Origin of the sequence: Veillonella sp. 3310, from assembly GCF_003999875.1 — a bacterium.
In the GTDB taxonomy this organism is placed as follows: Bacteria; Bacillota; Negativicutes; order Veillonellales; family Veillonellaceae; genus F0422.
The window spans coordinates 98,609-125,381 of record NZ_RQVJ01000001.1; the positions used below are offsets into that span (position 1 = coordinate 98,609).

27 protein-coding genes are annotated in these 26,773 nt (G+C 39.1%); 24 read left to right on the top strand and 3 right to left on the bottom strand.

Annotation, left to right across the window (positions count from 1 at the left end; translation table 11 throughout):
• Window positions 1–19: 19 nt before the first annotated feature.
• The 9 genes from upp to EO127_RS00570 all read left to right on the top strand — a co-directional run bounded on the left by upp (window position 20) and on the right by EO127_RS00570 (window position 9,855).
• Entirely contained in the window at window positions 20–646 is a 627-nt protein-coding gene (upp, locus tag EO127_RS00530) for a uracil phosphoribosyltransferase (RefSeq protein WP_127447569.1), read from the top strand.
• A 71-nt stretch (window positions 647–717) separates the two neighbouring features.
• Window positions 718–2,094, top strand: a complete 1,377-nt coding sequence (radA, locus tag EO127_RS00535) for a DNA repair protein RadA (RefSeq protein WP_127447570.1) — start codon at window positions 718–720, stop codon at window positions 2,092–2,094.
• A gap of 87 nt (window positions 2,095–2,181) precedes the next feature.
• Window positions 2,182–3,315: a PIN/TRAM domain-containing protein gene (locus EO127_RS00540; protein ID WP_127447571.1), complete on the top strand. Its 1,134-nt coding sequence runs from the start codon at window positions 2,182–2,184 to the stop codon at window positions 3,313–3,315.
• 12 nt (window positions 3,316–3,327) lie between these two features.
• Entirely contained in the window at window positions 3,328–4,494 is a 1,167-nt protein-coding gene (gene ispD, locus EO127_RS00545; protein ID WP_127068471.1) for a 2-C-methyl-D-erythritol 4-phosphate cytidylyltransferase, read from the top strand.
• 3 nt (window positions 4,495–4,497) lie between these two features.
• Entirely contained in the window at window positions 4,498–5,937 is a 1,440-nt protein-coding gene (gene gltX, locus EO127_RS00550) for a glutamate--tRNA ligase (protein WP_127447572.1), read from the top strand.
• Window positions 5,938–5,961: 24 nt separating this feature from the next.
• Window positions 5,962–7,410 (top strand): cysteine--tRNA ligase, encoded by a 1,449-nt coding sequence (gene cysS / locus EO127_RS00555; protein ID WP_127447573.1) that lies wholly within the window; start codon window positions 5,962–5,964, stop codon window positions 7,408–7,410.
• Window positions 7,400–7,858: a Mini-ribonuclease 3 gene (locus EO127_RS00560; protein WP_164742242.1), complete on the top strand. Its 459-nt coding sequence runs from the start codon at window positions 7,400–7,402 to the stop codon at window positions 7,856–7,858. The genes cysS and EO127_RS00560 overlap by 11 nt, the downstream gene beginning before the upstream one ends.
• A 730-nt stretch (window positions 7,859–8,588) precedes the next feature.
• The gene (gene rlmB, locus EO127_RS00565; RefSeq protein WP_127447575.1) at window positions 8,589–9,308 is read left to right on the top strand and encodes a 23S rRNA (guanosine(2251)-2'-O)-methyltransferase RlmB; all 720 of its coding nucleotides are present in this window, start codon (window positions 8,589–8,591) and stop codon (window positions 9,306–9,308) included.
• 10 nt (window positions 9,309–9,318) lie between these two features.
• Window positions 9,319–9,855 carry an NYN domain-containing protein gene (locus EO127_RS00570; protein ID WP_127068475.1) on the top strand — a complete coding sequence of 179 codons (537 nt, stop codon included), beginning with the start codon at window positions 9,319–9,321 and terminating at the stop codon, window positions 9,853–9,855.
• Window positions 9,856–10,101: 246 nt separating this feature from the next.
• Here the strand turns inward: EO127_RS00570 and rpsT are convergent, their stop codons facing one another.
• A complete protein-coding gene (gene rpsT / locus EO127_RS00575) occupies window positions 10,102–10,362 on the bottom strand; it encodes a 30S ribosomal protein S20 (RefSeq protein ID WP_009354152.1) in 261 nt (86 codons plus the stop codon).
• Between the two features lie 210 nt (window positions 10,363–10,572).
• Here rpsT and polA point away from each other — a divergent pair, with 210 nt between their 5' ends.
• The 8 genes from polA (at window position 10,573) to trxA (ending at window position 18,880) form a co-directional block, all read left to right on the top strand.
• A complete protein-coding gene (gene polA / locus EO127_RS00580) occupies window positions 10,573–13,188 on the top strand; it encodes a DNA polymerase I (protein WP_127447576.1) in 2,616 nt (871 codons plus the stop codon).
• A 79-nt stretch (window positions 13,189–13,267) separates the two neighbouring features.
• The gene (gene coaE, locus EO127_RS00585) at window positions 13,268–13,882 is read left to right on the top strand and encodes a dephospho-CoA kinase (RefSeq protein ID WP_127447577.1); all 615 of its coding nucleotides are present in this window, start codon (window positions 13,268–13,270) and stop codon (window positions 13,880–13,882) included.
• Complete coding sequence (locus EO127_RS00590) at window positions 13,879–14,442, top strand: lytic transglycosylase domain-containing protein (protein ID WP_127447578.1); 564 nt, start codon at window positions 13,879–13,881, stop codon at window positions 14,440–14,442. Before coaE ends, EO127_RS00590 begins: the two co-directional genes overlap by 4 nt.
• Before the next feature lie 11 nt (window positions 14,443–14,453).
• Window positions 14,454–15,098, top strand: coding sequence for a hypothetical protein (locus tag EO127_RS00595; RefSeq protein ID WP_127447579.1), 645 nt, complete (start codon window positions 14,454–14,456; stop codon window positions 15,096–15,098).
• A gap of 101 nt (window positions 15,099–15,199) precedes the next feature.
• Window positions 15,200–17,212, top strand: coding sequence for an ABC-F family ATP-binding cassette domain-containing protein (locus tag EO127_RS00600; RefSeq protein WP_127447580.1), 2,013 nt, complete (start codon window positions 15,200–15,202; stop codon window positions 17,210–17,212).
• 9 nt (window positions 17,213–17,221) lie between these two features.
• Window positions 17,222–18,148, top strand: coding sequence for a tRNA glutamyl-Q(34) synthetase GluQRS (gene gluQRS, locus EO127_RS00605; protein WP_127447581.1), 927 nt, complete (start codon window positions 17,222–17,224; stop codon window positions 18,146–18,148).
• 24 nt (window positions 18,149–18,172) lie between these two features.
• Window positions 18,173–18,544 (top strand): CoA-binding protein, encoded by a 372-nt coding sequence (locus EO127_RS00610; RefSeq protein WP_127447582.1) that lies wholly within the window; start codon window positions 18,173–18,175, stop codon window positions 18,542–18,544.
• 12 nt (window positions 18,545–18,556) lie between these two features.
• A complete protein-coding gene (trxA, locus tag EO127_RS00615) occupies window positions 18,557–18,880 on the top strand; it encodes a thioredoxin (RefSeq protein WP_009354160.1) in 324 nt (107 codons plus the stop codon).
• Between the two features lie 185 nt (window positions 18,881–19,065).
• Here trxA and EO127_RS00620 read toward each other — a convergent pair whose 3' ends face one another.
• On the bottom strand, window positions 19,066–20,394 hold the full coding sequence (locus tag EO127_RS00620; RefSeq protein ID WP_127447583.1) for a threonine/serine exporter ThrE family protein: 1,329 nt from the start codon (window positions 20,392–20,394) through the stop codon (window positions 19,066–19,068).
• Window position 20,395: 1 nt separating this feature from the next.
• Complete coding sequence (locus EO127_RS00625) at window positions 20,396–20,662, bottom strand: DUF896 domain-containing protein (RefSeq protein ID WP_240645953.1); 267 nt, start codon at window positions 20,660–20,662, stop codon at window positions 20,396–20,398.
• Window positions 20,663–20,814: 152 nt separating this feature from the next.
• Here EO127_RS00625 and nth point away from each other — a divergent pair, with 152 nt between their 5' ends.
• The 7 genes from nth to prmC all read left to right on the top strand — a co-directional run bounded on the left by nth (window position 20,815) and on the right by prmC (window position 26,538).
• A complete protein-coding gene (nth, locus tag EO127_RS00630) occupies window positions 20,815–21,450 on the top strand; it encodes an endonuclease III (RefSeq protein WP_127447584.1) in 636 nt (211 codons plus the stop codon).
• A gap of 1 nt (window position 21,451) precedes the next feature.
• Entirely contained in the window at window positions 21,452–22,954 is a 1,503-nt protein-coding gene (locus tag EO127_RS00635; RefSeq protein WP_127447585.1) for a hypothetical protein, read from the top strand.
• A gap of 2 nt (window positions 22,955–22,956) precedes the next feature.
• Window positions 22,957–23,247, top strand: a complete 291-nt coding sequence (locus tag EO127_RS00640; RefSeq protein ID WP_009354108.1) for a YdbC family protein — start codon at window positions 22,957–22,959, stop codon at window positions 23,245–23,247.
• 86 nt (window positions 23,248–23,333) lie between these two features.
• Window positions 23,334–23,531, top strand: a complete 198-nt coding sequence (gene rpmE / locus EO127_RS00645) for a 50S ribosomal protein L31 (RefSeq protein WP_127068487.1) — start codon at window positions 23,334–23,336, stop codon at window positions 23,529–23,531.
• 72 nt (window positions 23,532–23,603) lie between these two features.
• A complete protein-coding gene (locus tag EO127_RS00650) occupies window positions 23,604–24,494 on the top strand; it encodes a DUF1385 domain-containing protein (RefSeq protein ID WP_127447586.1) in 891 nt (296 codons plus the stop codon).
• Between the two features lie 12 nt (window positions 24,495–24,506).
• The gene (prfA, locus tag EO127_RS00655; protein ID WP_062402531.1) at window positions 24,507–25,589 is read left to right on the top strand and encodes a peptide chain release factor 1; all 1,083 of its coding nucleotides are present in this window, start codon (window positions 24,507–24,509) and stop codon (window positions 25,587–25,589) included.
• On the top strand, window positions 25,582–26,538 hold the full coding sequence (prmC, locus tag EO127_RS00660; protein WP_127447587.1) for a peptide chain release factor N(5)-glutamine methyltransferase: 957 nt from the start codon (window positions 25,582–25,584) through the stop codon (window positions 26,536–26,538). Before prfA ends, prmC begins: the two co-directional genes overlap by 8 nt.
• The last annotated feature ends 235 nt before the right edge of the window (window positions 26,539–26,773 follow it).

Consider the following 26,773-nt stretch of genomic DNA (forward strand, 5'->3'; position numbering starts at 1 on the left):
TAAAAAGGAAGTAAATAAGATGAACGTAAATGTAATGACACATCCTTTGATTCAACACAAAGTAACGTTGATTCGATCTGTAGAAACTGGTACAAAAGATTTCCGCCAATTATTAGAAGAAATTGCTTTATTAATGGGCTATGAAATTACACGTGATTTACCATTAGAAGATGTGAAAGTGCAAACTCCATTAGTAGAAGCTATTGGCAAACAAATCGCAGGTAAAAAATTGGGTATTGTTCCAATTCTTCGCGCTGGTCTAGGCATGGTGAATGGTTTGCTAGAATTAATGCCAATGGCAAAAGTAGGTCATGTAGGTATGTATCGTGACCCTGAAACATTGCAACCAGTGGAATACTATTGCAAATTACCATCTGACTTAGCAGAACGTCGTATTATCGTAACAGATCCAATGTTGGCCACAGGTGGTAGTGCAGCAGCAGCGATTTCTTTGTTAAAAGAAAAAGGTGCTAAAGACATTCAATTAATGTGTTTAGTGGCAGCCCCAGAAGGTGTAGAAGTTGTGAATAAAGCGCATCCTGACGTACGCATCTATGCAGCTGCATTAGATGAAAAATTAAATGACCATGGATATATTTTGCCTGGTCTTGGTGATGCGGGAGATCGTATTTTCGGTACGAAATAAACGGTGTTGCCCGAAGAGTAGTGCGCGTTTCTTTTCAGTGACGCGCATTATTTTTATAAGAAAGGGTATCTATGGCTAAAAAGAAAACAGTTTTTTTCTGCTCTGAATGTGGAAATGAGTCATCGAAATGGTTTGGTCGTTGTACCTCTTGTGGCGCTTGGAATACGGCAGTAGAAGAAGAACTTCAACCAGAAGTGAAAACGAAGCATGTAGCATCTTATCGACCGGTACAAGACGAGGACAATAAGCCAAAAGCTTTGACAGAAATTGAGGTAGGAGCTATTGCCCGTATTACTTCTGGATATGGGGAAATTGACCGTGTTCTAGGTGGTGGTATCGTACCAGGTGCATTGATTTTGCTAGGTGGGGACCCAGGTATTGGTAAGTCTACCTTACTATTGCAAGTATCTGGTCGTATTGCAGAAGAGTCTGGTAAGGTACTATATGCATCTGGAGAAGAATCAGATATGCAGTTAAAGTTGAGAGCTCATCGACTAGGTATCAATTCTTCCAATCTGTTAGTGCAGGCAGAAACTAATTTAGATACCATATTGAATGAAGCTAAACGAAGTCAACCAATGCTGCTTGTGATTGACTCTATCCAAACTATGTATGTAGGCTCTGTAGAATCTGCACCGGGTAGTGTCAGTCAAGTTCGTGAATGTACGGCTAGATTGTTGCGCTTTGCAAAAGATCAAGATATTCCCGTGATTATCATTGGTCATGTAACAAAAGATGGTACCATTGCAGGACCTCGTATGCTGGAGCATATGGTAGACGTAGTACTATATTTTGAAGGGGAACGGTCCTATCAATTCCGTATTTTACGAGGCATTAAAAATCGATTTGGCTCTACTTCTGAATCAGGGTTATTTACTATGGAAGAAGAAGGCTTAGGAGAACTGCTTAATCCATCAGCAACTTTATTAGCAGAACGGTCAGAAGAGGAAACAGGATCCGCCATCATGGCATACCTAGAAGGAGTACGACCTATCTTAGTAGAAGTACAAAGTTTAGTGGTCTCTACAGCATTTGGCATGCCACGTCGAACTGCGATTGGTTATGATTTAAATAAGCTGATTTTGCTTCTAGCAGTATTAGAAAAACGCTGTGGCTTTACCTTGGGAAATAAAGATGTGTATGTCACTATCATTGGTGGCTTAAAAGTTAATGAACCGGCATGTGATTTAGCGATGGCAGTGGCGATTATCTCTAATTTAAAAAACAAGCCAGTACCTCCAGATATGGTGATCTTAGGTGAAGTAGGATTGACCGGCAATATTCGTAGTATTCCACGCATAGAACAACGGATAGGTGAAGCCAAAAAACTTGGATTTAAACAATTTATTATCCCTGCTGGAAATGTAAAACAATTAAAAGGAATACAAGACGGTATCTCCATACAAGGCGTTACCAGTATTCAAGAAGTAATGAAAAGTATATTCTAAACCTATTTGCTGAGTTTTTATTATGATTCATTCATGAGAATCACAGATAGGTATAGTATACTTTTATAAAAAGGAGGAGGTGACCATATGATCTATAAATTATTGCGCTATGTTATTGCTATCTTATTTGGTAGTATGGGATACGTCGGTGCGGATGCTCTATCAACGCTTATGGTATCTGTATGGGATGAAAAGATGCTACAGATGGGCGTATTTGGGATATCTGCAATTATGATATTGTACTATACCATAAGTATCTTAGTAGCGGCGATTATTGGTTATTTAGTGTCCCAGTATATTTTACGTATAGGCTTAAGCGTAGCAAAACAAATTGAACGTATTTTAAGTCGAGTTCCTAGTCAACAATTAGTGGCGGGCACGATAGGATTATTATTTGGACTCATTATTGCTAATTTAATTGGTGTGGCTTTTGAGCGGGTACCAATTATTGGCTCATACTTACCTATCGTGCTTAGTGCCGTATTAGGTTATATTGGGATTCGTTTAGGGATGGATAAAGGACCAGATTTATATAAAGCTACGGTATCCTATACGTTTAGAGGATTACTTAATAAGGGGAGAAAACCTAAGGAATCAAAGGTAAAAGAAATCCGAACTGCTTCTGCTAAGGTCTTAGATACATCGGTTGTCATTGATGGTCGAATTTTAGATATTGTAAATACGGGATTTTTAGAAGGCCCTTTCATAGTACCTGTATTTGTTCTAGAAGAATTGCAAAAACTGTCTGATTCTGCGGATACTATGAAACGGAATAGAGGTAGACGAGGGCTAGACTTACTACAAACAATGCGTGAAAAATTAAAAGAATCTATGGAAATCATTGATGTTGACTATGAAGATCTGTCAGAAGTAGATTTGAAATTGATTCGCCTTAGTATGGATAACCATTGGAAACTGATAACTAATGATTTTAATCTTAATAAAATAGCTACCTTGCAAGGTGTTGAGGTGTTGAATCTAAATGATTTAGCAAATGCGATTAAGCCGAAAATGATGAGCGGTGAAACCTTACAAGTACGCATTATGAAAGCTGGTAAAGAACCACATCAGGGAGTTGCTTACTTAGATGACGGTACTATGATTGTTGTAGAAAATGGTGTGGACTATGTGGATCAAACAGTGAATGTAGTAGTTACTTCTGTATTACAAACTAGTGCGGGACGAATGATTTTTGCCCGTGTAGAGGAACCAAATTCCTAGAAAGGGAGTACCATGATCAGTTGTATCTTATTAGCTGCAGGTGCAGGACGCCGAATGGGCTATACAGAGAATAAAGTATGTATGCCATTGGGACAGTATACAGTGTTACAATGGAATTTACATCATATGAAGCAATGGGAAGGCTTAGAAGAAGTCATAGTGGTTGTATCGGAAGGCGATCAATTGTCTATTCAAGAACAAGTAGAAGCCATGCAGGTACCGTGGGTGATACAATATGTTATTGGTGGAGCAGAACGACAAGATTCTGTAGCAGCAGGACTTTCACAGGTGGCGAGTGGAGCAGATATCATTCTGGTTCATGATGGAGCAAGACCATTGGCGAATCAAGAGTTAGCTCGTCGAGTGGTTGAGGGGGCTAAAGCATATGGAGCAGCGGTGCCAGCCATTCCTGTGGTTGATACGATAAAACGAGTGAATGCAGAGGGATATGTAGAAGAAACCTTACTACGTTCTGAACTATATGGAATGCAAACACCACAAGGGTTTCAAACAGCGGTTTTATTAGATGCCTATGTATATGCGGAAGAACACAGATACAAAGGAACTGATGATGTATCCTTAGTAGAGTTTCAAGGAAAGCCAGTGCACATTGTGGAAGGGGATAGAAAAAATATTAAATTAACAGTCCCTGAAGATGTAGCGATTGCTAAGAAATATTTAGGAGTGGAACCGATGATGCGAATTGGTTATGGTTATGATGTTCACCGTTTTAAAGAGGGGCGACCTTGTGTATTAGGTGGTGTCTCTATCGATAGCCCTATTGGTCCTGATGGGCATTCTGATGCGGATGTGTTGATTCATGCCCTTATGGATGCCATGTTGGGGGCAGCAGGAATGCGAGACATTGGGTATTATTTTCCACCAGAAGATGATGCTTTCAAAGGGATTTCTAGTAGGCTATTATTAGAAAAAGTGGTACAATTATTAAAGGACTCAAATTTTGGAATCTACAATGCAGATATCATGGTCATTGCAGAAGCTCCTAAATTGAAGCCTCATATTGAAGAGATGAAAAAAAATCTAAGTGAGGATTTAGGTATTCCACTTAGTAGAATTAGTATTAAAGCAACGACAAATGAAGGGTTAGGTGCCTTGGGAAGAACAGAAGGTATAGCCGCACAAGCTGTTGTTTCAATGTATGAAAGAGAGGAGTTATAACTCATGAAAGTTCGTTTTGCACCGAGTCCAACCGGTCCATTTCATATTGGTGGAGCTCGCTCCGCATTATTTAACTATTTATTAGCTCGTAAAGAGCAAGGTACATTCTTATTGCGCGTAGAGGATACAGACCAAGCACGTTCCACACGTGAAAGTGAAGAAAATATCAAAGCTGCTCTTAAATGGCTTGGTATGGATTGGGATGAAGGTGTTGACGTAGGGGGCGAACATGGCCCATATCGTCAAACAGAACGTTTAGATATTTACGAAAAAGTAACACAACAATTGTTAGAATCTGGTCATGCTTACGAATGTTATTGTTCCCAAGAAGAATTAGATGCTGTTCGTGAAGAGCAATTAGGCCGTGGTGAAACACCTAAATATAATGGTCATTGTCATCATTTAACGGAAGAACAAAAGGCTGCGTACAAAGCTGAAGGTCGCAAACCGACTATTCGTTTGCGTGTTCCTTTGCATGAAACAGTAGCGTTTGATGACATGGTTCGTGGTCATGTATCCTTTGAATCTAATGGAATTGGCGATTTCGTTATCGTAAAATCCGATGGAATTCCTGTCTATAACTATGCTGTAGTAGTGGACGATCACACAATGGGAATTTCTCATGTTATCCGTGCAGAAGAACATTTATCGAACACACCACGCCAAATCGTAATCTACAAAGCCTTAGGTTGGGATGTGCCAACATTTGGTCATATTTCCTTAATCATGGGCAAAGATGGCAAAAAAATGAGTAAACGTCATGGTGCTACCTCTGTAGAACAATACCGTGAATTAGGTTATTTGCCAGAAGCGATTGTGAACTTCTTGGCTCTATTGGGCTGGGCTCCTGAAGGAGAAAAAGAGCTATTCACTATGGATGAGTTAACAAAACAATTCTCTATGGATCGAGTGGCAAAAAATCCTGCAGTCTTCGATATCGATAAATTGAATTACATCAACTTTAACTATATGAAACAATTGACACCAGAAGCATTGTATGAATTATGCTTGCCTCATTTGGTGAAAGCTGGCTACGCTAGTGAAAATCCATCTGCAGAGGAACAAGCATGGTTGACGATGCTTTGCACTTGTGTGAAAGATCATATTAGCTATGGCGCTCAAATTGTAGATGAAGTAGGTATGTTCTTCCAAGATGATATCCTAGAAGATGCAGAACATGCTGAGGATATTGCAGCTGTGAAAGCAGAAGAGTCTTATCCAACTGTTATTGGGGCTTTCAAAGATAAAATTGAAGCCATGAATGAAATTACTCCAGAGGCTGTAAAAGCAGCTATCAAAGCGATTATGAAAGAAACTGGATTGAAAGGCAAGTTTGTATTTATGCCGATTCGTATCGCTACGACAGGTCAAATGCATGGCCCAGATTTGAATTATATTATTACCTTATTTGGCAAAGAAAAGGTACTTCGCCGTTTAGGCTAAGTGCATACAAGGAGGCTATTTCTAATGAGAGAACTGACAGTTTTCAATACGATGACCCGAGAAAAATCAGTGTTCCGACCTGTGAAAGAAGGGGAAGTTAGCATCTACGTATGCGGTGTAACACCATATAATCATCCTCATATTGGTAATGCACGTCCTTTCGTAACTTGGGATACCATACGTCGTTATTTGAGTCATGTGGGATACAAAGTGACATATATCCAAAACTTCACAGATGTAGATGACAAAATCATCAATACATCCAATGGTGAAGGTGTGGCATGGAATGTGATTTCCGATCGCTATATTGATGCCTACTATGATGTGATGGATGCATTGCATGTACGACGTGCTGATGTGTATCCTCGTGTATCTACACATATGGATGAAATCATTGCTATGATTAGTACATTAATTGATAATGGCTATGCCTATGCTGTGGATGGCGATGTATACTATCGTGTAGAAAAATTTGAACATTATGGCAAACTATCTGGTCGTACCTTGGACGATATGGAAGCCGGTGCTCGTGTGGATGTCGATGACCGTAAAGAAAATCCTATGGACTTTGCTTTGTGGAAAGCGGCAAAACCAGGGGAACCATTCTGGGAGAGCCCTTGGGGACAGGGTCGTCCAGGTTGGCACATTGAATGTTCTGCTATGAGTCAAAAATATTTGGGCGAAGAGTTTGACTTCCACGGTGGTGGATCTGATTTAATTTTCCCTCACCATGAAAATGAAATTGCTCAATCCGAAGGGTGCTCTGAACATCATCCAGCGGTGCGTTATTGGGTACACAATGGATTTATTACGATCAACCAAGAAAAAATGAGTAAATCCTTGAACAACTTCTTCTTGGTGAAAGATATCCTAGAACAATATAGTGCGGATGCATTGCGTTTCTTCTTGCTGAGCACACATTATCGTAGTCCATTGGACTTTAGTGATGAACGTTTGGACGAAGCAACAAAAGCAATTGAGCGTTTCCAAACTGTCATCAACAATTTGTTGTACTTGGAAAGTCGCCCAGCAGGTAGTTGTGAAACAGAAGCTTCTGAATTGTTGACGAATGCTCGCAACTATTTGGAAGAATTTGAAGCCGCTATGAGCGATGATTTCAATACCGCCCTTGCTACAGCTCCTATCTACGGATTGGCGAAAGAAATTAACATTTACTACCAATCTGTTCAAAGTTGTGATGGCACTGTATGCCATAGTACAATTGGAGAAGTGAAAGAAATCTTTAAATTGATGTTAGATATCTTAGGCTTACTAGAAGATGGCTGGAAAGGTCAAGAAAGTAGCACAGAAGAATATAATCAATTGATGGAGGTCATCTTAAATATTCGCCAATGTGCGCGTGAGCAAAAACAATGGGGCATTGCAGACTCCATTCGTGATGAATTGGCAAATATTGGCATTGTCATCGAAGACTCCCCACAAGGGGCACGGTGGAAAAAACGTGAACTTTAATCGATACAAACAGCTACGATCTATGGCGATTGATAAATTAAAATCTTCAGTGAAAGTAGAAGCAAATGGAGAGGGTCCTTTAGAGGACTCTCTTATGCTTGCTTACATTGGCGACGGTGTGTACACTTTATTTATCAGAAATCGTGTAGTAGAAACGGGCATTACAAAAACACAAATACTTCATGATGTGGTGACATCATTTATTAATGCAAAAGCACAAGCTAAGGTGTTGTTAGCATTAGAGCCTTCATTAACAGAAGAAGAATTGCTTGTAGCAAAACGTGCTCGCAATAGTAATGTGCATGTACCTAAAAGCGCTAGTGTGCAGGAATACCGTATGAGTACAGCCTTTGAGGCGTTATTGGGGTATACCTATCGAAAAGGGGATGAAAAGAGGTTGCAAACTCTCATGCAATTCGCTTTTTCTGAAACGTTGTCACGTATGTAAAGAAAAAATCACGATATATTCAGGTTTGCTTTGTCACGTTCATAACCGGCATTTAGAATTAAGGAAGAGCACGGCATACCCCCTCTCAAACGGTATTTCATAATGTTTGTTCGGGGGCATACCGTGCTCTTCTTGTATTTTCTAAATTAGAGAAAATTGAACGTGGCATCCCTAGAATATGTCGCACTTTTTCGGTATGTGCTAGTGCGAGTGACAACGTTACAGCGGATGGTGCTCATAGGAGAGGGAAGACCGCCACACATTCCTCCGCAAACTGATCCTACGGTAGGTTTGCTCCGGAACATGTGGCGTTCTTCTAGCTTTTTGGCTAATCATCAAAAAGCCACATACTTCTTATAGCAGATATAAATATATCTTTATTGAAGCCTATGACATATTTCTCTATACCTATATAGGGTGACAACGTTTTAGCGGATGGTACTCAGGTGGAAAGGGAAGACCACGGCATACCCCTTCAAACAGTATTTAATCATGTTTGTTCGGGGGCATCGTGCTCTTATTTTGGGGTTGTCCTCTTTTAATGGTATAATGAAGTGGTAGCTTAGTTATTTCTAGGCTTTGGTCTTGATTTTAATCTTAATAATATAAGAAGATATTTTGTAATATTAATGCTTGTAGTATTGATATGGTTAGAATATATACCGCAATATGTTTAGTAAGATGTTACTACGTATTGTTAGGTTTGCTTTTAGGAAAGTTTGAGGTTTTCATGGATACGTTTATTGTGGGTCGTAATGCTGTGCGTGAGGCACTAAAATCAGATCGTGGGATTCATCGTATTTTAGTGGCGGAAGGTAAGCAAGGGGGCTCTCTTTCAGAGATATTGGGTTTGGCAAAGTCTAAGGGTGTAGAAATTCGTCGTGTTAAGGAACGGGAGTTACAAAAATATCCTAGTGATGTGCCTAATCAAGGTGTGGTTGCATTAGTAAATGCTGTAAAGTTTCAAGAAATGCAAGATGTATTGCTGCAATGTACGGAAGAACATCCATTGTTAATTTTAACGGATGGTGTGGAAGACCCTCATAATATGGGAGCCATCATTCGTACGGCGGAGTGTGTGGGAGCTACGGCGGTGCTCATTCCAAAACGTCATAATGCGCCAATTAACGCGACGGTAAGTAAAACGTCTGCAGGAGCTGTGGAATCGATTCCACTGGTGCAAATTGGTAATGTAGCGCAGACTATTGAGCAATTAAAAAGCCAAGGATTCTGGGTGATGGGTGCCCATATGGATGGGACTGTAATGTACGATGTGAATATGACAGGACCCATTGTATTGGTCATAGGGAATGAAGGGAAAGGCTTAAGCCGTTTAACAAAGGAGTTATGTGATGTATTGGTAACGATTCCGATGTTTGGAACGATTAACTCATTAAATGCATCGGTAGCAGCGGCGATTCTTTTATACGAAGCGAGACGTCAACGATAGTAGGTATACTATGAAAAAAGATATTTTAATTGTAGATGGATATAATGTTATTTTTGACTGGGCTGATTTAAAGTCTCTTAGCAAGGAGTCTTTAGAACATGCTAGATTAGAACTACGTCATCGTTTACTCAATTATGGTAGTTATAAGGGATATAAGATTATTTTAGTGTTTGATGGTAAGCATGCCCCCTTTACAGCGGATGAACAACGTATATCATCTGACTTTATTGAAGTATTCACAGGAACCCATGAAACAGCAGATGCTTATATTGAACGAGAAGTCTTTAGCAAGAAAGGTCAATATAAGACGATTTATGTTGTCACAAGTGATGGAGAAGAGCAAAATCAAATTTTAGGGTTTGGCGGTCTTCGTATATCTGCTCGTGAATTGCGCCATCAAATTGAGTTGGCAAAACAGGAAGAGCGTAAACGCTATACAGGACATCATAGACGAGATGCTATGACATTACAACGTAATGAATTGGGCGCGCATATTGATGGAGATGTGGCTGAAAAATTAGAACGTATGAGACGAGGGGAGCTATGAGAGTAGCTCCTTTTGTTATGGTATTCAGGATATCCCTTATATGGGAATACTAAAAGAAGTAGATATTTGTATAATGGTGTCAGCTATTTGTCAAATATGAGGGCTAGTCATATAAGGGTAGTCGCTAATATTTATTATAGAGCCATAGTATCTATGGAGAATCCAAAATATAAGAGCTGACATATAAAAAAGAGGGTTAACTAAGAGAAATAATATTTCTCCTTGTTAACCCTCTTTTAGAGTTCATTATAGAGCATTTACTTTAGCTGCTAAGTTGGATTTTTTGCGAGCTGCAGTATTTTTATGAAGAACGCCTTTGGAGGCTGCTTTATCAATTACGCTTGTAGCATGAACTAGTGCTTTTTTAGCTTCTTCTACAGCGCCTGCTTGAGCAGCTTCTACAGTCTTACGAGTAGCTGTACGAATTTGAGATTTTACAGCAGAGTTTTTCGCACGACGTTCAGCATCCGTTTTTACGCTTCTAATACTGGATTTAATATTTGGCAATTGAGTCACCTCCTTGTGATTTACTGTATTATTACTAAAGTAGTATATCATAGGGCGTACAGTTTTGCAACTATTTTTATATATATCCTAAGGAATATTGGCTTATACAGCAAGGGTTTACACAGGAATACCCTCTATTTTCATCACTCATAAGAGTAGGAAATATGGTATAATTAAGGATACGTAGATCAGTCAATAGGAGAGTAAACTATGAAAAAATTAATGGTTATAGATGGCAGTAGCTTATTATATCGTGCATTCTTTGCACTACCACCACTACAAAATGCATTAGGGGTTCCTACAAATGCAGTATATGGTTTTTTAACTATGTTAACAAAGCTCTATGAAGAAATCAATCCTGACTATATTGCAGTAGCATTTGATAAAGGAAAGCAGACGTTCCGTATGGATATTTACGAAGACTATAAAGGAACTCGTCAAAGTGCACCAGATGAATTGCGCCCACAATTTAGCTTGATTCGTGAAGTATTAGAATCTTTGGGGATTATTGTGATTGAAGAAGAAGGCTTTGAAGGCGACGATATCATTGGTTCTTTAAGTAAAAAATGGGGGTCTACTGACTTACAAGTCCACATTATTACTGGAGATAGAGATAATTTGCAATTGGTAGATGAGTATACTAGTGTGTTCTTAACGAAAAAGGGCATCACTGACATGCTTCATGTAACTATGGAGAATATGGAAGAACTCTATGGATATGGTCCGCAAATGGTCATCGAAATGAAGTCTCTCATGGGCGACTCTTCAGATAATATCCCAGGAGTGCCTGGTGTTGGTGAAAAAACTGCCCTTAAACTATTGACACAATATGGTACGTTAGAGGGCGTGTATGAGCACATTGAGGAACAAAAGGGAAAACTGAAAGAACGATTAGTAGACAATAAAGACTTAGCGTTCATTTCTCATCAACTAGCTACCATCAAAACAGATATGGATATGCCTTATGAACTAGAGCAATTTGTTCCTGTAGTACATCGTAGTGAAGTGACTCCATTATTTGAAAAATTAGGCTTTCACGCAGTAACACCAAGATTACTAAAAGCGATGGGAGTGGCAGAAGAAGGAACTTTATTCGATCAATTTTTAGCTCCACCAGCAAAAGAAATTGAATTAACTCATGTCACAGAAGTGCCACGAGAATTTTATGAAGATAAAATCATCAGTGTCATTCTAAAAGAGGCTGGAACACATCCATTCAGAACCATAGAAGCTTTATATCTATATAATGGGGATACTCAATTAGTTGTGAATGGATTTGTAGATGTAGCACATGTGGAAACAGTCTTTGAAGAGGCTAAGGAAGTTGTTACAGATAATGCAAAATTGTTATTTGAAGTGTTAGGGACTGAAACAACTGGTAATATTTCTATTATGAAAGAAGATACTGTTCATATTAAAGACGTTACATTAATGGCTTACTTATTAGATCCTACACGAGCAAATTATGGTATGACCTATTTATGTGAGCGTTTCAGTCAACCATCTATTCCAGCTACAGAAAATGAAATGGAATGGGCTCTACAAGCGCAAAGTTTATATCGAATGAATGACATCGCTACGGAAGAGATGAAGACGGCTGGTGTATGGGACTTATATAAAACTATTGAATTGCCATTATTACGTACACTCTGTGTATTAGAAAAAAATGGTATTTACATGGATGTAGACCAATTACACACTACATTGGAACGCTTCAAAGTAGAAGTTAGTGAACTACAAGAAAAGATATTTACAATGGCTGGAGAAACTTTCAACATTAATTCGCCAAAACAATTGGGTGTTATCTTGTTTGAAAAATTACAATTGCCAGTGATTAAGAAAACAAAAACAGGTTATTCTACGGATGCGGAAGTCCTAGATATGCTTAGAAATGACCATGAAATTGTAGAACAAATTCTGGCCTATCGGTCAGTGGTAAAATTGGTATCTACCTACTTAGAAGGGTTTGAAGGACTTGTGAATCCTCATACTAACCGGATTCATACTTCTTTTAATCAAATGGTAACAGCTACTGGTCGTTTAAGTAGTTCCGATCCGAATTTGCAAAATATTCCTGTACGCAGTGAAAAAGGCCGAGAAATTCGAGCTTTATTTAAACCTCATGATGGATATGATATGTTCGTCAGCGCCGATTATTCTCAAATTGAATTGCGCATTTTAGCGCATTTGTCTGAGGATCCAGCGTTGATTCAAGCGTTCCAAAATGGTGAAGATATTCATCGTTTTACAGCAGCAGAAGTGTTGGGTAAATCCCTAGAAGAAGTAACACCACTAGAACGGTCTCATGCAAAGGCTATCAACTTCGGTATTATTTATGGTATTAGTGACTTTGGCTTGTCTCGTGACCTGGGTATTACGAGAGCAGAAGCAAAAGAATATATTGAGCTATATTTCAGTCGATATCCACAAATTAAAGGGTACATGGATCGTATGGTGCAAGAAGCACATGAAGCAGGTTCCGTACGAACTATGTTTGGTCGTGTTCGTCCATTACCTGATATTAATAGTCGTAACTTTAATCGTCGATCCTTTGCGGAGCGTACAGCTATGAATACTCCAATTCAAGGGACGGCTGCAGATATCATTAAATTAGCTATGAATCATGTAGAAGAAGCGCTAGAAGAGCTAGGCTTACAATCTCGTATTCTGTTACAGGTACATGATGAACTAGTGCTAGAAGTGATAGAATCAGAACAAGAACAAGTAGAAACATTGTTGCGCAATTGTATGGAACAAGTAGTGACATTACGAGTGCCATTGCAGGTAGATGTGCACAGTGCAAATAACTGGGCAGATGTAAAATAGTAGGTTCATAGAATTTCTATCCAATATGATTGTGTATAATAATAGTTTATATGAATAGAATCAAATGTGGGGTGAAAATATGTACAAAATCGGACTCACAGGAGGCATTGCCTCTGGTAAAAGTACAGTGTTACGATGGTTACAAAAAAAAGGTGTTCCCTATATTGATGCAGATGTAGTGGCTAGAGAAGTTGTTGAGCCAGGAACACCAGGATTACAGGAATTGGTACAGGCTTTTGGACCTAATACAGTGCTAGAAGATGGCACGTTACATCGTGCGTATATTGGTAGTCTTGTATTTTCTGATTCTAAAGCCTTAGAGACTATTAATTCTATATTGCAACCTCATATTAGACGGCGTATACAGGAATTGACAGAAGAATGGGAAGCTAAGGGAAAACGGGCTATCATCTATGATATACCATTGTTGTTTGAAACAGATTGGCATAAGCAGATGGATGAGATTTGGCTTGTCTATGTCAACCCTGTGACACAGCTAGAACGTTTGATGAAACGAAATTCTTATTCTGAACAAGAGGCACTTGATCGTATTCATAGTCAAATGAGTTTAGATGAAAAGCGAAAATTAAGTGCTGTTGTGATAGATAATTCTGGAACTATGCAACAATTAGAAAAACAATTACGTAAATTGTGGAAAACAGCGAAAATTCACTTTCAGAAGGAGGAAGTATGAGGGTATCCACAGCATTTGCTTGGTTAATCGTTGTCCTAACGGTCTATTATGTACAATACGGACAACCCTATTTAGCCAGACAATATGCGTATCCGTTAGCATATGAAAGTACGGTAATGAAAAATGCATCCACCTATCATGTAAGACCATCTATGGTGGCGGCTGTGATCTACACGGAAAGTAAATTTGATACAAATGCAAAATCTTTACCAGGCGCTTTAGGATTGATGCAGTTAATGCCAGAAACTGCGCACTGGATTGGAGAACAATTGAATCAACCGAGCCTATCTGACCAAGATATTAAGGAGCCACACACGAATATACAATTAGGGACTTGGTATTTAGCGCATTTATTAGATGAGTTCAAAGGCAATGAAATCTTAGCCTTAGCAGCCTATAATGCAGGGCGTGGTCACGTGGAGGAATGGATGCAAACTTATGGTTGGGATGATAATTTTGACGATATAGATAAAATTCCATTTCCAGAAACAAAAGATTACGTGAAACGGGTGATGGCTCATGAAGCACAGTATCAGTCATTGTATAGTCAATTACGATAAGGAACAAATCCATGGATGCAATTATAAAAGAATGTGAAGATCTCGATTTAGCTTGGTTAGAACCTATCATTGGAGACTTTCACTTAGTAGTGGAACAACAAGCCATATCGTCCACTATATATAGTCTCTTTTACTATACAAATGAAAAAAATTGGCGGTGGTCCGTCCTCTATGATACAGAAGTAGGGGATTATATGGTGCGTATTTCAGTACCTTTAGTAGAGTTTGTAGATATTGCTTTCATACGAGAGTCGTTAACGCCATTTATGGAGAATTTAAAAGCCAACTATAAAGCATCTATCATAACACGTTTTATGGAGCCTCAAGAAGGGTTTGTCTATGAATACAAGAAGAAGGGCATACCTCAGTGGAATTATGAAGAGGTATTACCACAAACAATTGAAGGATATCATTTAGATGTGACACCGCATACAGCATTAGATATGATTAATGGTTCTTATATTATTGGCACCTATATCAAAGATAATGAGGAAACGGGAGTGGTTTTATTTTATAACACATTCCGAGATGAATTTTTTGGCGAAACTAGGCAACAAGGCTATCCAGGAATTACACATGACTTGGATGCGACCACGATAGATAAATTTGAGCAAGCTTTGACGAATCATTTACAAGATGTATTACTGAGTTTATAACTTACCTATGGCATTCATTTAAATAAATGTTGCCATACTCTAGGTAGCAGGTAATGGTGATACTCTTGTATTGTAAATACAATTAGGATAGGAGTAGTATTTTGGAACAGATCCGAATAGAAAAACTAGGAAAATCCTTTGGGATACGAGAAATCTTTTCCAATGTATCCTTTACCATACGACAAGGAGAACGTCTCGCGTTAGTGGGCCCTAATGGGGCTGGTAAATCGACATTGATGAAATGCATACTAGGCATAGAAGAACATGATGCGGGGATCATTGTGAAAGACAGTAGTATCACCATTGGCTATTTACAGCAAGATGTGAATTTAGGTGATGCTAGTTTAGAAGAAGAAATTCAAACTGCTTGGGCTGATGTACAGCATCTAGAATCCCAATTACAAGCGTTAACAACAGAATTAGAACATCGAGATGCCACAGAGCAGGACATGCGTCGATTATCTTACTTACAAGAGAGATTGGAATGGCTTGGTGGGTATGATTATGAAAAACAAAGCCAACGTATTGCTTATGGTTTAGGATTTAGTGACGAAGATTTAAAGAAGAAAGCGAGTGAATTTTCTGGGGGACAAAAAACGCGTATTAATTTGGCTAAAGCCTTAGTGCGTCGTCCGGACTTTCTATTTCTTGACGAGCCTACTAACCATTTAGATATGCCAATGTTAGAGTGGTTGGAAGGGTATTTAAAGTCCTATAAAGGTGGCATTGTCATCATCAGTCATGATCGATACTTCTTAGATCAAGTGGCTACAGAAGTGGTAGAATTGGCTCATCATAAGGTACATACCTATAAAGGTAATTATAGTCAGTTCTTGAAACAACGGGAACAGCAACGTGTGGCGTATCAACGTGCTTACGAAAAGCAACAGGAGCACATTCGTAAAACTGAAGAATATATTGACAAATATAGAGCAGGCATAAAATCTAAAATGGCCCGTGGTCGTCAATCACAGTTAGATAGACTAGAGCGATTAGAGGCACCAGACCAGGATAGAGAGTTTACCTTTACCTTTCCTAAGCCAGAAATGAGTGCAGATCGAGTATTGATGGTGGAAGATGTATCTATTGGATATGATGCAGAACATCCTGTAGCTACACATATTACCACAACATTACGTCGAGGAGACGTAGTAGGTTTAATTGGTGCCAATGGAGCTGGAAAATCTACTTTCGTTAAAACAATTATGGGAGAACTCAATACCCTAGATGGAACGATTACCACTGGTAATCGAGTGCAGACGGGCTATTTTTCGCAAGAACATGAAGAGTTGCATCCTTCTTGGTCTGTCTTACAAGAGATTATGGCTCCTTACGATATGTCAGAAGAGTCTGCTCGCAGCGTATTAGGAGCCTTTCAATTCAGAGGGGATGATGTATTCAAGTTGGTAGGAGATTTATCAGGTGGAGAACGTGCGAGGGTAGCCTTATTACAGCTATTTTTAGAAGGTCGTAACTTTTTGATCCTTGACGAACCGACAAACCATTTAGATATTCCTACACGGGAAACGGTGGAGCAAGCATTACAGCAGTTTGAAGGAACTTTATTAATCATCTCCCATGACCGGTATTTGCTAGATGCAGTAGCAAAACGCATTGTGGTCTTAGATAATGGTGGTATCGAAGAGTTCCATGGCAATTATTCGTATTATAAAGAAAAAATGTTGGAACGATCTGTGTTAGCTGCACAACAATTAGAAGCGGAACAGACGAACCAAAATAATATGTCTAGTAATACAGCAGTCAAGGGCGACACTCCTAAAGATACAGCAGGAAATGCTGATTCTGATGTTGATGTACTTCAAGGTACATTAGAGATGACTATGACTACGGAACAAGAAATTGGTCATTCAGAACCAATATCAATTCCTAAAAAGAAAACAAATTCTTTTATGCTTGAAAAAGAACTGGCAAAAGTAGAATCAGACATTGCACGGTATGAAGCGACAGTTAAAATGTATACGGTACAGCTACAGGACCCATCTATACAGGGAGATATATCAGAATATGAACGATTATCTCAAGAGTTAGCCAATACAATATCACAACTAGAGGCCCTCTATGAGCGGTGGGAAGACCTTAGTGAAGAGGCTTAGGAGGTTTCTATGAAAGGTCGTTTTGCACCTAGTCCTACAGGACATATGCATGTAGGAAATTTATGGGTAGCATTTTTGTCCTATTGGTCTGCACGAAGCCAAAATGGAGAGTATATTGTCCGCATCGAAGATGTGGATATACAACGTTCTAAACAGATCTATGCAGATCATATATTAGAAGATTTATCTTGGTTAGGATTTACTTGGGACGAGGCACCTACGTATCAATCTCAACGTTTGGATATATATGAAAGATATTTACAAGACTTACGTGCTAAAAAACGGCTATATCCATGTTATTGTAATCGAGCTCGTTTACAGGAAATCAGCAGTGCCCCACATCAAGGGGAAGCACATCATGTGTACGATGGATATTGTTTAACACATACACCAAACATCAGTGAAAGGCCTCCATCTTGGCGGTTTCATATGGAGGATACCAAGGGATCTTTTCAGGATCTGTATCGAGGTGCGGTAGACTATGAAATACAGTCTTGTAGTGATGATATTGTATTAAAGCGGTGGGATGGCATGATTGCTTATCATCTGGCAGTGGTCATCGATGATTATGAAATGGGTGTCACTGAGGTCATTCGTGGCAATGATTTGTTACCTGTCACAGGGCATCAAATTGTTTTAGGGCAGAGTTTAGGTTTTCTTGAACTAGAATATGGTCATGTTCCTATGCTTGTGGATACAGAAGGGTATCGTTTGTCTAAACGGCAACAAAGTATAACCATACGTGATTTACAGAACCAAGGGGCTATACCAGAAACGCTGTGGGCATGGTTCGCACTAGAAACAGGATTGCTCACAAAGGGGGACTTACCTCTTAACGGCAAAATAGGGCTTTCAGAATTATTAGAGATTACCATTCCAAAGAAACTATTAGAACAAGATATAATTAAATTGACAAATTTCGATGTTGTGGTATGATAGTACAGTAATGAGGTGATACGTATGCCAATGGAAACAGCGATCCAAGAAAAAACGTGGGCCGTGTTAGGTGCCACAACAAGAACCGATAAGTTCGGATATAAGATTTTCAAACATCTTGTCAATAAAGGATATACAGTGTATCCAGTGAATCCTAATATTACGTCTATCGATGGCGTACAATGCTATCCAAGCTTGCATGAGTTGCCAGTAGTACCTACTGTAGTCGACTTTGTGGTGCCTGAAAAAGTTGGGTTAGAAGCTCTAGATAGTTGTAAAGAGTTAGGAGTTAAGACCGTTTGGCTACAACCAGGTGCGGATAAACCGGCAGTAGTGAAAAAGGCAAATGAATTAGGTCTTGAAGTGATTCAAGATTGTGTATTGATTCAAATTTAATAGGAGGCTTACATGAGCGCAATTATTGATGTAACATCTGCAAATTTTAAAGAAGTGGTAGCAACAAATGATAAAGTAACTGTTGTAGATTTCTGGGCACCATGGTGTGGATACTGTGTTCGCATGATGCCAGTATATGATGAATTGGCAGCTGCCTTAGGCGACAAAGTGACATTAACAAAAGTAAACACTGACGAACAACCTGAATTGGCACAATTCTTCAAAATTGAAATTCTTCCTACATTTGCTATCTTCAAAAATGGTGAAATCGTAGATCGCAAAATCGGTTTTATTCCATTAGAAGAATTAAAAGCAGCTGTAGAAGCTCATCTATAATACATAAAAGGACTGATGCATTCAGTCCTTTTTGTCTACTCTATTTGAGTTTGTATTTCTATCGGCATAATAGGTATGTAACAAGTAACAACATGTATTAGAAAGAATAGTTAAACTACTATTTGGTGTGTGTTATGCAAAAAGCATGTATCTCATTGACAGTGCGTCAAAAGATACATGTTTTTTTATGTATATCGTTTATCTAATAAACTTTCTAGTTTTTTCTCTTTTCGAGCATCTAATACTTTGCCTGCCAAAATGGATGGTATTGCTACGCCCACACCAATGGAGATAATGATAAGAATTGCCGTAACACCACTTTGAATAGCTTCTACGAGTGTAGTAGAAGTCAGTGAGTTGATGTGTAACATGGCGTATAAAAATCGATAGATAAATACGCCAGGTACAAGAGGAATCGCTGATGGAATCGCTAATACCTTAGAGGATGTATGGGAATAACGAGCTGCTTTCAGAGAAAATAAACTGACCATAGCGGCAGCGATAAAAGTAGCGCCAAACACAGAAAACCCTAAGTATAATATGAGCGTATTTTTTACCAAAATAGCAATGAGGCCACCAATACCTATGAGTGGAAGTAGACGTTTTGGAGTATAAAACATCACAGCATAGCCCGCAGCACCCACAACGGCAGCACCTAATAAAACAATGGAAATGCTGTCTGGAACAATACTTAAATGGGTGAAATCATAAGAATGATTGAAGTATTGAGCCATGCTAATCCCTACAGTCATACTGCCCACAATGAGTAACGTATGTACAGCTCGAGATATTCCTGCCAAAATGTAGTTGTTTAGCAAATCATCGACGGTATTAATGAGAGGAATGCCAGGAACCATAAACAATGTACAAGCAATCATAGCATAGATCACATCGGTAGAGTCAAAAATACATCCGGATAAAAAGGCTAATCCAGAAGATACCGCAGCAGCACAGGCGATACTGATATAACCGTTAATTTGAAAACGTTTTAATATCAATTGTATAATAAATCCAAGGAGGGCGCAGAATGTTGTAATCCATGCAGAGATAATAGTACCCCCAAATAAGATAGGAAAAGCACCACAGGCAAATCCTGCAAAGATGGCAGATGTGGAATCTGAATGGGGAGGATCTTTTTTAGCAATCTCTTCGAGCTTTTGGGAAAATTCATCAAGAGTATACTCTTTACGTAATGCAGTCCAAGTTAAGACACTAATGGAGGAAATAATATCCATATTCGCTCCTAAATATTGGACATTTCTAAAGGATGTAAAGCAATCTTCTGGACTATGAATATTAATTAAAATATTAGAGTAGGCAATATGGATATGAAGATGATCTGCTGGAATTCCCATATATGCGGCTGCGCGACGCATATCTCGAACAATTTGGTTCGCATTGGCTCCATTTTCAGATAATAAACAGCCCATACGAAGTAGAATTTTTACCTTTTTTCTGATTTCCACAAAGGGTTCTTCTAAAATATGCAAATCCTTTTCTGTATATTGAGACATATTAATGCTTCTTCCGTAAGTATTCCGTATTTAAATCTACATCAACTTCCACAGTATCTGCTTCAGGTTCAGCATCTACAAACTCAATAGATTCTAAATGTTGTACTACTTGAGCACGGATGAACCCCAAGTAGACTTCATATAGATCTTTTTTTTCTGCTAATTCTTCTTCTGTTAGAGCTTGACCAGATTTTTTTTTCGCAGCCAATGCATTAATGCGAGTTAAGGCTTCTTCCATAGTCATATCTTTTTTTTCTTGTTCTGTCATATATAAACTCCTTATTTGTTAGCACACACCCTTTATGGTATGATACACTATATATTAGTGTTAGATAAAAGTATCTAACCTATAGTCATAATTGTAGATTTATATTATAACACAAAGTATATAGTTTTTTCATCTTAGAGGAGAAGGCTCCGATGCGAATCACAAAAGCCATCAAGGCAGAGCAAATACGAATATTGGGAGAAGTCTACCACGATGCAAAACCGGCACTAGAGTTTACTACGCCTTTTGAATTGCTAGTAGCGGTAGCATTATCTGCACAGTGTACGGATGAACGGGTCAACATTGTAACCAAACGACTCTTTCCAAAATATAGCGATCCCAAAGATATGTATGAATTAGGGATTCCAGGATTAGAGGCATTGATTAAAGATTGTGGATTATATCGCTCCAAAGCGAAACATATCCATGAAACATGCAAGATTTTAGTAGAACAATACAATAGTGAAGTGCCGCGAGATTTTGATATCTTGGTGACACTGCCAGGAGTTGGTCGTAAAACCGCCAATGTATTGGTATCCATCTTATTTGATACGCCAGCTATTGCAGTAGATACTCATGTGTTCCGCGTATCTAATCGGTTAGGGATTGCTAAGGGGAAAACACCTGACGAAGTAGAAAAGAAACTGAAAAAAGCAATTCCTATGGAACACTGGAGTGCCGCACATCATTGGATGATCTGGCATGGTCGAAAAATTTGTAAAGCACGAAAACCATTATGTGACGAATGTCCTTTATATGATGTATGCCAATCGGCAGGGAAGGTATAGTATGACAGAACAAATGAGACGTCTCATTGAGGCTTTTACCAAGGTAGGTGTTACAGGACCTGCTATCGTACAAGAAATCGCAAGATTTCGAGTGTTAGATCAAATCATCACCCAAAGTGGTGAAGTTCGTGAGTGGGGCATTACACCAAAAGAATTATTTGAGCTTGCGCAAACATCTACAGTAGATATGTTTGGACCCTTGCCATATGATGAAGCAGGATTCAAGGAAATTTATGGAATTTCCTTTAGTGTTGAGTTAATGGATTTCATCAGTGCCACAGGATATTATGAAGGTGTGTCAGCAGGTCGTCAGTGGTCTGTACCGATGCAAGAAGTGATTGACTTTCATAAGAATACAGAAGGGATTATCCTCTTTGCCTATTTCGAGGAATATGCAGCTATTGCAGAAGAGATTATGCAAACCCTTCCAACCGATCGTTTGCTCTTCTATACAGCCTCTGAAAGTTGCTATAACCTCTTCCGTAGTTTATATCCGCTAGCACCAGTCATTAATGAATGGCCAGAAGATGTCATTTTTGATCATATTGTAGCGGCTACATCTGGTATGTTTACAGCACCGGTCACTACGATGGAACAAATGGCAGCTCGTGTGAATAATGTGAGCGAAAGAGGTACGGTACGTTACTTCATTCCAGTGTCTGCTGTACAAGACCAATTGAATATGAATCGAGTAGCCTTGCAGTTCATGATTCTTCAAAATCATTTAGAAGTAGTTCGAGAATGGGCTCCATTGCAAACGTATGAATTCCGTTATGGAGTAGGTCCTGTGAAAAAAGTAGATCTTTCTATTTGTGAAATTGTTGAAGATGGATACAAACAAACAAACTTTATTCCACTACCGCATGAAGTATTAGCCTCTATGGAAACATTTAGCTTAGCTCATTATGGACTTTCATTATATGGAGTGCAAGTAAGTATGAATCCGAAGCATCCAACTATGGGTGAGGATGGATACATGCATGGCGATTATCGGATTCCAACCTATATGCAACGCATGTTTGAAGCCTTGGAAGGATACTATTTACAAGTGTCTATGAAAGGTATCGATGTATCGGTTACATTGGAACACAAACAGGGTATTCCATTAGGTGCTTCTCCAGAAGATGCAACTGTACAAGAAGTAATGGAACAATCAATTTTACAAGATGATACAGTAGCATATCATTGGTATTTTAATCATCCAAGTGCACCATTCTTGTGGTATACCTATTTCAACAGTGAAGAAGGAAAACAAGTAGTACGTACATTAGCATCCATGGTAACTACTACACCAGCCTTATTGCAATTAATGGGTAGTTGTCGTCGTCAAGTAGTGAAAGAAGAGGCGCTAGCTACATTTACTACAAGCTTTACCAATTCATTACAACAATATGAAACAGAAAAAACGCAAGCTGAAACAAACTGGGCCAATGCATTAGCTACATTAGCTACTGAGATTGTACCAGTACCAACAGAAACAAATACAGAAGTAGGGGAGGACTAATCATGGCTGTTGTGAATTATTCAATTTATAAAGTATTAGGCACGCTTTCAGAAAATAAAGATGGTATGAAAAAACAATTAACATGCACAAGCTGGGGACGTTACAATCCTAAATTCGATATCCGTGCATGGGATGAAGATTACTCGCAAATGACGAAAGGTGTAACCTTAACATTAGAAGAAATTTTAGAATTAAAAGAAATCTTAAACTCTGTAGATTTAGAAGAAGCCTTAGAAGAAGCAAAACAAGAACGGGCTGAGGCTAAAAAATTAGAAGCAGAAAAATCTGAATAAGTCATAGTCCCTAGTATTGCATAGATAATGGGATTCGTGTTATAATCTTTAGGAATAGTTTAGACGTTGAAAAGAGGTGTATATACATGAAAGAAGGAATTCATCCAAATTATGTGGAAGCAACTGTAACTTGCGGTTGTGGTAACACATTCAAAACTGGCTCTGTTAAAGGTGATCTTCGCGTGGACGTTTGCTCCAACTGCCATCCATTCTTCACAGGCCAACAACGTGCGGCTAAAGCTCGCGGTCGTATCGAACAATTTAACAAACGTTACGGCAAATAATTGCGTACACAAACTATACAAATTAAATGGCAGAGCTAAGGCTCTGCCTATATTTGTTTTACAGGAGAACCTATGACTCAACAACGAATAAAGAAATTTGTCGGTGGTCAAGCAGTGATTGAAGGGGTTATGATGCGTGGTCCTAAAATTATGGCCACAGCTTGTCGTAAACCGGATGGAACCATAACGGTGAAGGAAGAACCAACGAAATCTATCCAAGACAAATATCCCGTTTTAAAACTGCCTTTCTTACGTGGAACTGTAGCTTTGTTTGAATCCTTAGTGATTGGTATGAAAGCATTATCGTTTTCGGCACAAGCCTCTGGAGAAGAAGAGGAAGAGGTCACAAATAAGGAAATCGCCATCACTATGGCTGTATCTGTGCTCATTGCAGCAGCATTATTTATTGCCTTGCCAACGTGGCTAGCAAAATTTATGCCTGGTGCTGGCTCAGATCATATGATATTGAATCTATATGAAGGAACCATTCGATTAGTTCTTTTTTTACTATATATTTTTGCTATCGGATTAACCCCAGATATTAAGCGTGTCTTTCAGTATCATGGGGCGGAGCATAAAACCATTCACACTTATGAAAATGATAGACCATTAACGGTAGAAGAAGTGCGAAACCATTCGAGATTACATGCTCGGTGCGGGACAAACTTTTTGTTATTTGTGATGGTTGTGAGTATATTTGTATTCGCTTTTCTAGGATGGCCAAATTTAGTGGAACGTATCGTTTCTAGATTAGCCCTTATGCCTGTAGTAGCGGGCATTTCTTATGAGCTTATCCGTTTTGCTGGACGCTCCCAAAACCCACTAGTGAAAGCCATGATCGCCCCAGGTCTTGTGTTACAATACATGACAACACGTGAGCCAGATGACGATCAAATTGAAGTGGCCATTCGTGCCTTAACATCGGTGCGACCTAGTGAAGAAGATGCTTACGAAGAAGAATAGAAAGGAGTCACCGTGTTAGTAGATAAACTGCAAGTGATTGAAGATAAATTTTTAGACTTGGAACAGCGCATTTCTGACCCAGACGTGATTGCTCGTCAAGAAGAATGGCGTAAATTGACTCGTCAACATGCGTCATTAACGGATACAGTGAACACATTCCGCCAATATAAACAAGTCTTAGCCGGTATCGAAGAAGCATTGGAAGTATTGGGCGATAAAAGCCTAGATGAGGACTTCCGTGCCATGGCACAAGAAGAATTGAATGAATTAAAAGTTCGCCGTGATGAATTAGAAGCAGAATTGCATATTTTGCTATTACCAAAAGATCCGAATGATGATAAAAATATTATCGTCGAAATTCGTGGCGGTGCCGGTGGTGATGAAGCAGCTTTGTTTGCAGGCGATTTATTCCGTATGTTTACAAAATATGCAGAAACACAAGGCTGGAGATGTACTATCATCGATGCCAATGAGCCTGAATTGGGAGGCTTTAAAGAGGTAGTATTCTCTATCGAAGGTGACAGTGTATATTCTAAGTTAAAATTTGAAAGTGGTGTACACCGTGTACAACGTGTGCCAGATACAGAATCTTCTGGACGTATTCATACGTCTACGGTAACTGTTGCGGTATTGCCTGAAGCAGAAGATATCGACATCGAAATCAATGAAAAAGATTTAGAAATCGATACGTACCGTGCCTCTGGTGCGGGCGGACAGCACATCAATAAAACAGAGTCTGCCGTTCGTATTACTCACAAACCATCTGGCATTGTAGTAGCGTGTCAGGATGAGCGTTCCCAGCTTAAAAACCGTGAAAAAGCCATGCGCGTATTGCGTGCTAAATTACAAGATAAAGCAGAGCAAGAAGCTACATCCGCTATGGCAGCAGACCGTAAAAGCCAAGTGGGTACAGGGGATCGCTCCGAGCGAATCCGTACGTACAACTATCCACAAGGTCGTGTGACGGACCATCGTATTAATTTAACTTTATACAAATTAAATGCTGTATTAAATGGGGATATGGATGAATTAATCCAAGCCTTGATCACAGCAGAACAAGCCGCTAAAATGCAAGAGGCAAATCAACATGGATAATGAGTTATGGACTATTAGTCGCATGCTCCAATGGACAGAGCAGTATTTTCGCTCCAAAGGCATAGAATCAAGCCGCTTGGATGGGGAAGTACTGCTTTCTCATAGTTTGGGCTGTGACCGTATGTACTTATATGTCAATTTTGACCGTCCGTTGGACAAGGCTGAATTAGATGCCTATCGACCTCTAGTGGTACAACGTGCCAAAGGTTATAGTGTAGCAGCTATTACAGGTCATAAAGAATTTATGGGGTTAGATTTTCATGTGAACGAGCACGTGTTGATTCCCCGTCCCGATACAGAAACATTGATTGAAGATATCTTAGAACTCTATGATGTGGATGCATCTCCACGCATCTTAGACTTATGCACAGGTCCCGGCACTATTTTGTTAAGTCTATTACATTATTTGCCGAATGCCACTGGTGTAGGCCTAGATATTTCCGATAAAGCATTAGCAGTGGCTGAGGAGAATTGCAGATCTTTGGAATTAGCCGATGTTTCAAGGTTCTGTGAAAGTGATGTAAAACAATTGTTAGAACAGGTGGCAATGGGAAAAGGTACTGAATATAATGTGCTAATGGAGGCTTGTACATCTCTAGTTGGAGAACAAATCACATCCTTAGATGGTCTGTTTGATGTACTTGTGTCGAATCCACCGTATATCACAACAGCAGAGATGAAAGCATTATCTCAAGAGGTATTACACGAACCTCACATTGCACTTCATGGAGGAGATACGGGATTAGAGTTTTATGTTCCTATTATTCGTGAAGGTTGGCGTTTTGTAAAAGATGGTGGTTACCTTGCTATCGAAATTGGACAGGGTCAAGAAGAGTCAGTATCTAAACTAGCTAGAGAAACAGGACAATATGGAGAACCTGTATACCAACGAGATATCGCTGGTATCATTCGTGAAGTACGTTGGGAAGTACGACGCTCTTCTATATAAACATTTATGTATTGAATCTGCTAATGGAGATAGAATGCCATATACTTCTCCACAAATTTACGTTCCACTAAGATTTGCTCCGAAGTATATGACGCTCTATCTTAGGCAATCAACAGCAGTATGTATAAATACAAGTTTATATAGTGCTTGCTTTGGTGAGAAAGGCAAAGATTCAAAAGTAGTAGCTCATATATTTTAAAAATAAATTCGGTATTTAGTGATATAATATTATTTA

What these genes read in the sequence shown, in the direction of transcription:
- EO127_RS00635 (WP_127447585.1), top strand. Translation starts at nt 21,452, where the DNA reads ATGACAGAACAAATGAGACGTCTCATTGAGGCTTTTACCAAGGTAGGT.
- EO127_RS00650 (WP_127447586.1), top strand. Translation starts at nt 23,604, where the DNA reads ATGACTCAACAACGAATAAAGAAATTTGTCGGTGGTCAAGCAGTGATT.
- EO127_RS00640 (WP_009354108.1), top strand. Translation starts at nt 22,957, where the DNA reads ATGGCTGTTGTGAATTATTCAATTTATAAAGTATTAGGCACGCTTTCA.
- gltX (WP_127447572.1), top strand. Translation starts at nt 4,498, where the DNA reads ATGAAAGTTCGTTTTGCACCGAGTCCAACCGGTCCATTTCATATTGGT.
- EO127_RS00625 (WP_240645953.1), bottom strand. Translation starts at nt 20,662, where the DNA reads ATGACAGAACAAGAAAAAAAAGATATGACTATGGAAGAAGCCTTAACT.
- coaE (WP_127447577.1), top strand. Translation starts at nt 13,268, where the DNA reads ATGTACAAAATCGGACTCACAGGAGGCATTGCCTCTGGTAAAAGTACA.
- EO127_RS00540 (WP_127447571.1), top strand. Translation starts at nt 2,182, where the DNA reads ATGATCTATAAATTATTGCGCTATGTTATTGCTATCTTATTTGGTAGT.
- polA (WP_127447576.1), top strand. Translation starts at nt 10,573, where the DNA reads ATGAAAAAATTAATGGTTATAGATGGCAGTAGCTTATTATATCGTGCA.
- upp (WP_127447569.1), top strand. Translation starts at nt 20, where the DNA reads ATGAACGTAAATGTAATGACACATCCTTTGATTCAACACAAAGTAACG.
- cysS (WP_127447573.1), top strand. Translation starts at nt 5,962, where the DNA reads ATGAGAGAACTGACAGTTTTCAATACGATGACCCGAGAAAAATCAGTG.
- EO127_RS00590 (WP_127447578.1), top strand. Translation starts at nt 13,879, where the DNA reads ATGAGGGTATCCACAGCATTTGCTTGGTTAATCGTTGTCCTAACGGTC.
- ispD (WP_127068471.1), top strand. Translation starts at nt 3,328, where the DNA reads ATGATCAGTTGTATCTTATTAGCTGCAGGTGCAGGACGCCGAATGGGC.
- EO127_RS00620 (WP_127447583.1), bottom strand. Translation starts at nt 20,394, where the DNA reads ATGTCTCAATATACAGAAAAGGATTTGCATATTTTAGAAGAACCCTTT.
- radA (WP_127447570.1), top strand. Translation starts at nt 718, where the DNA reads ATGGCTAAAAAGAAAACAGTTTTTTTCTGCTCTGAATGTGGAAATGAG.
- EO127_RS00610 (WP_127447582.1), top strand. Translation starts at nt 18,173, where the DNA reads ATGCCAATGGAAACAGCGATCCAAGAAAAAACGTGGGCCGTGTTAGGT.
- EO127_RS00595 (WP_127447579.1), top strand. Translation starts at nt 14,454, where the DNA reads ATGGATGCAATTATAAAAGAATGTGAAGATCTCGATTTAGCTTGGTTA.
- rlmB (WP_127447575.1), top strand. Translation starts at nt 8,589, where the DNA reads ATGGATACGTTTATTGTGGGTCGTAATGCTGTGCGTGAGGCACTAAAA.
- rpmE (WP_127068487.1), top strand. Translation starts at nt 23,334, where the DNA reads ATGAAAGAAGGAATTCATCCAAATTATGTGGAAGCAACTGTAACTTGC.
- nth (WP_127447584.1), top strand. Translation starts at nt 20,815, where the DNA reads ATGCGAATCACAAAAGCCATCAAGGCAGAGCAAATACGAATATTGGGA.
- EO127_RS00570 (WP_127068475.1), top strand. Translation starts at nt 9,319, where the DNA reads ATGAAAAAAGATATTTTAATTGTAGATGGATATAATGTTATTTTTGAC.
- prmC (WP_127447587.1), top strand. Translation starts at nt 25,582, where the DNA reads ATGGATAATGAGTTATGGACTATTAGTCGCATGCTCCAATGGACAGAG.
- trxA (WP_009354160.1), top strand. Translation starts at nt 18,557, where the DNA reads ATGAGCGCAATTATTGATGTAACATCTGCAAATTTTAAAGAAGTGGTA.
- gluQRS (WP_127447581.1), top strand. Translation starts at nt 17,222, where the DNA reads ATGAAAGGTCGTTTTGCACCTAGTCCTACAGGACATATGCATGTAGGA.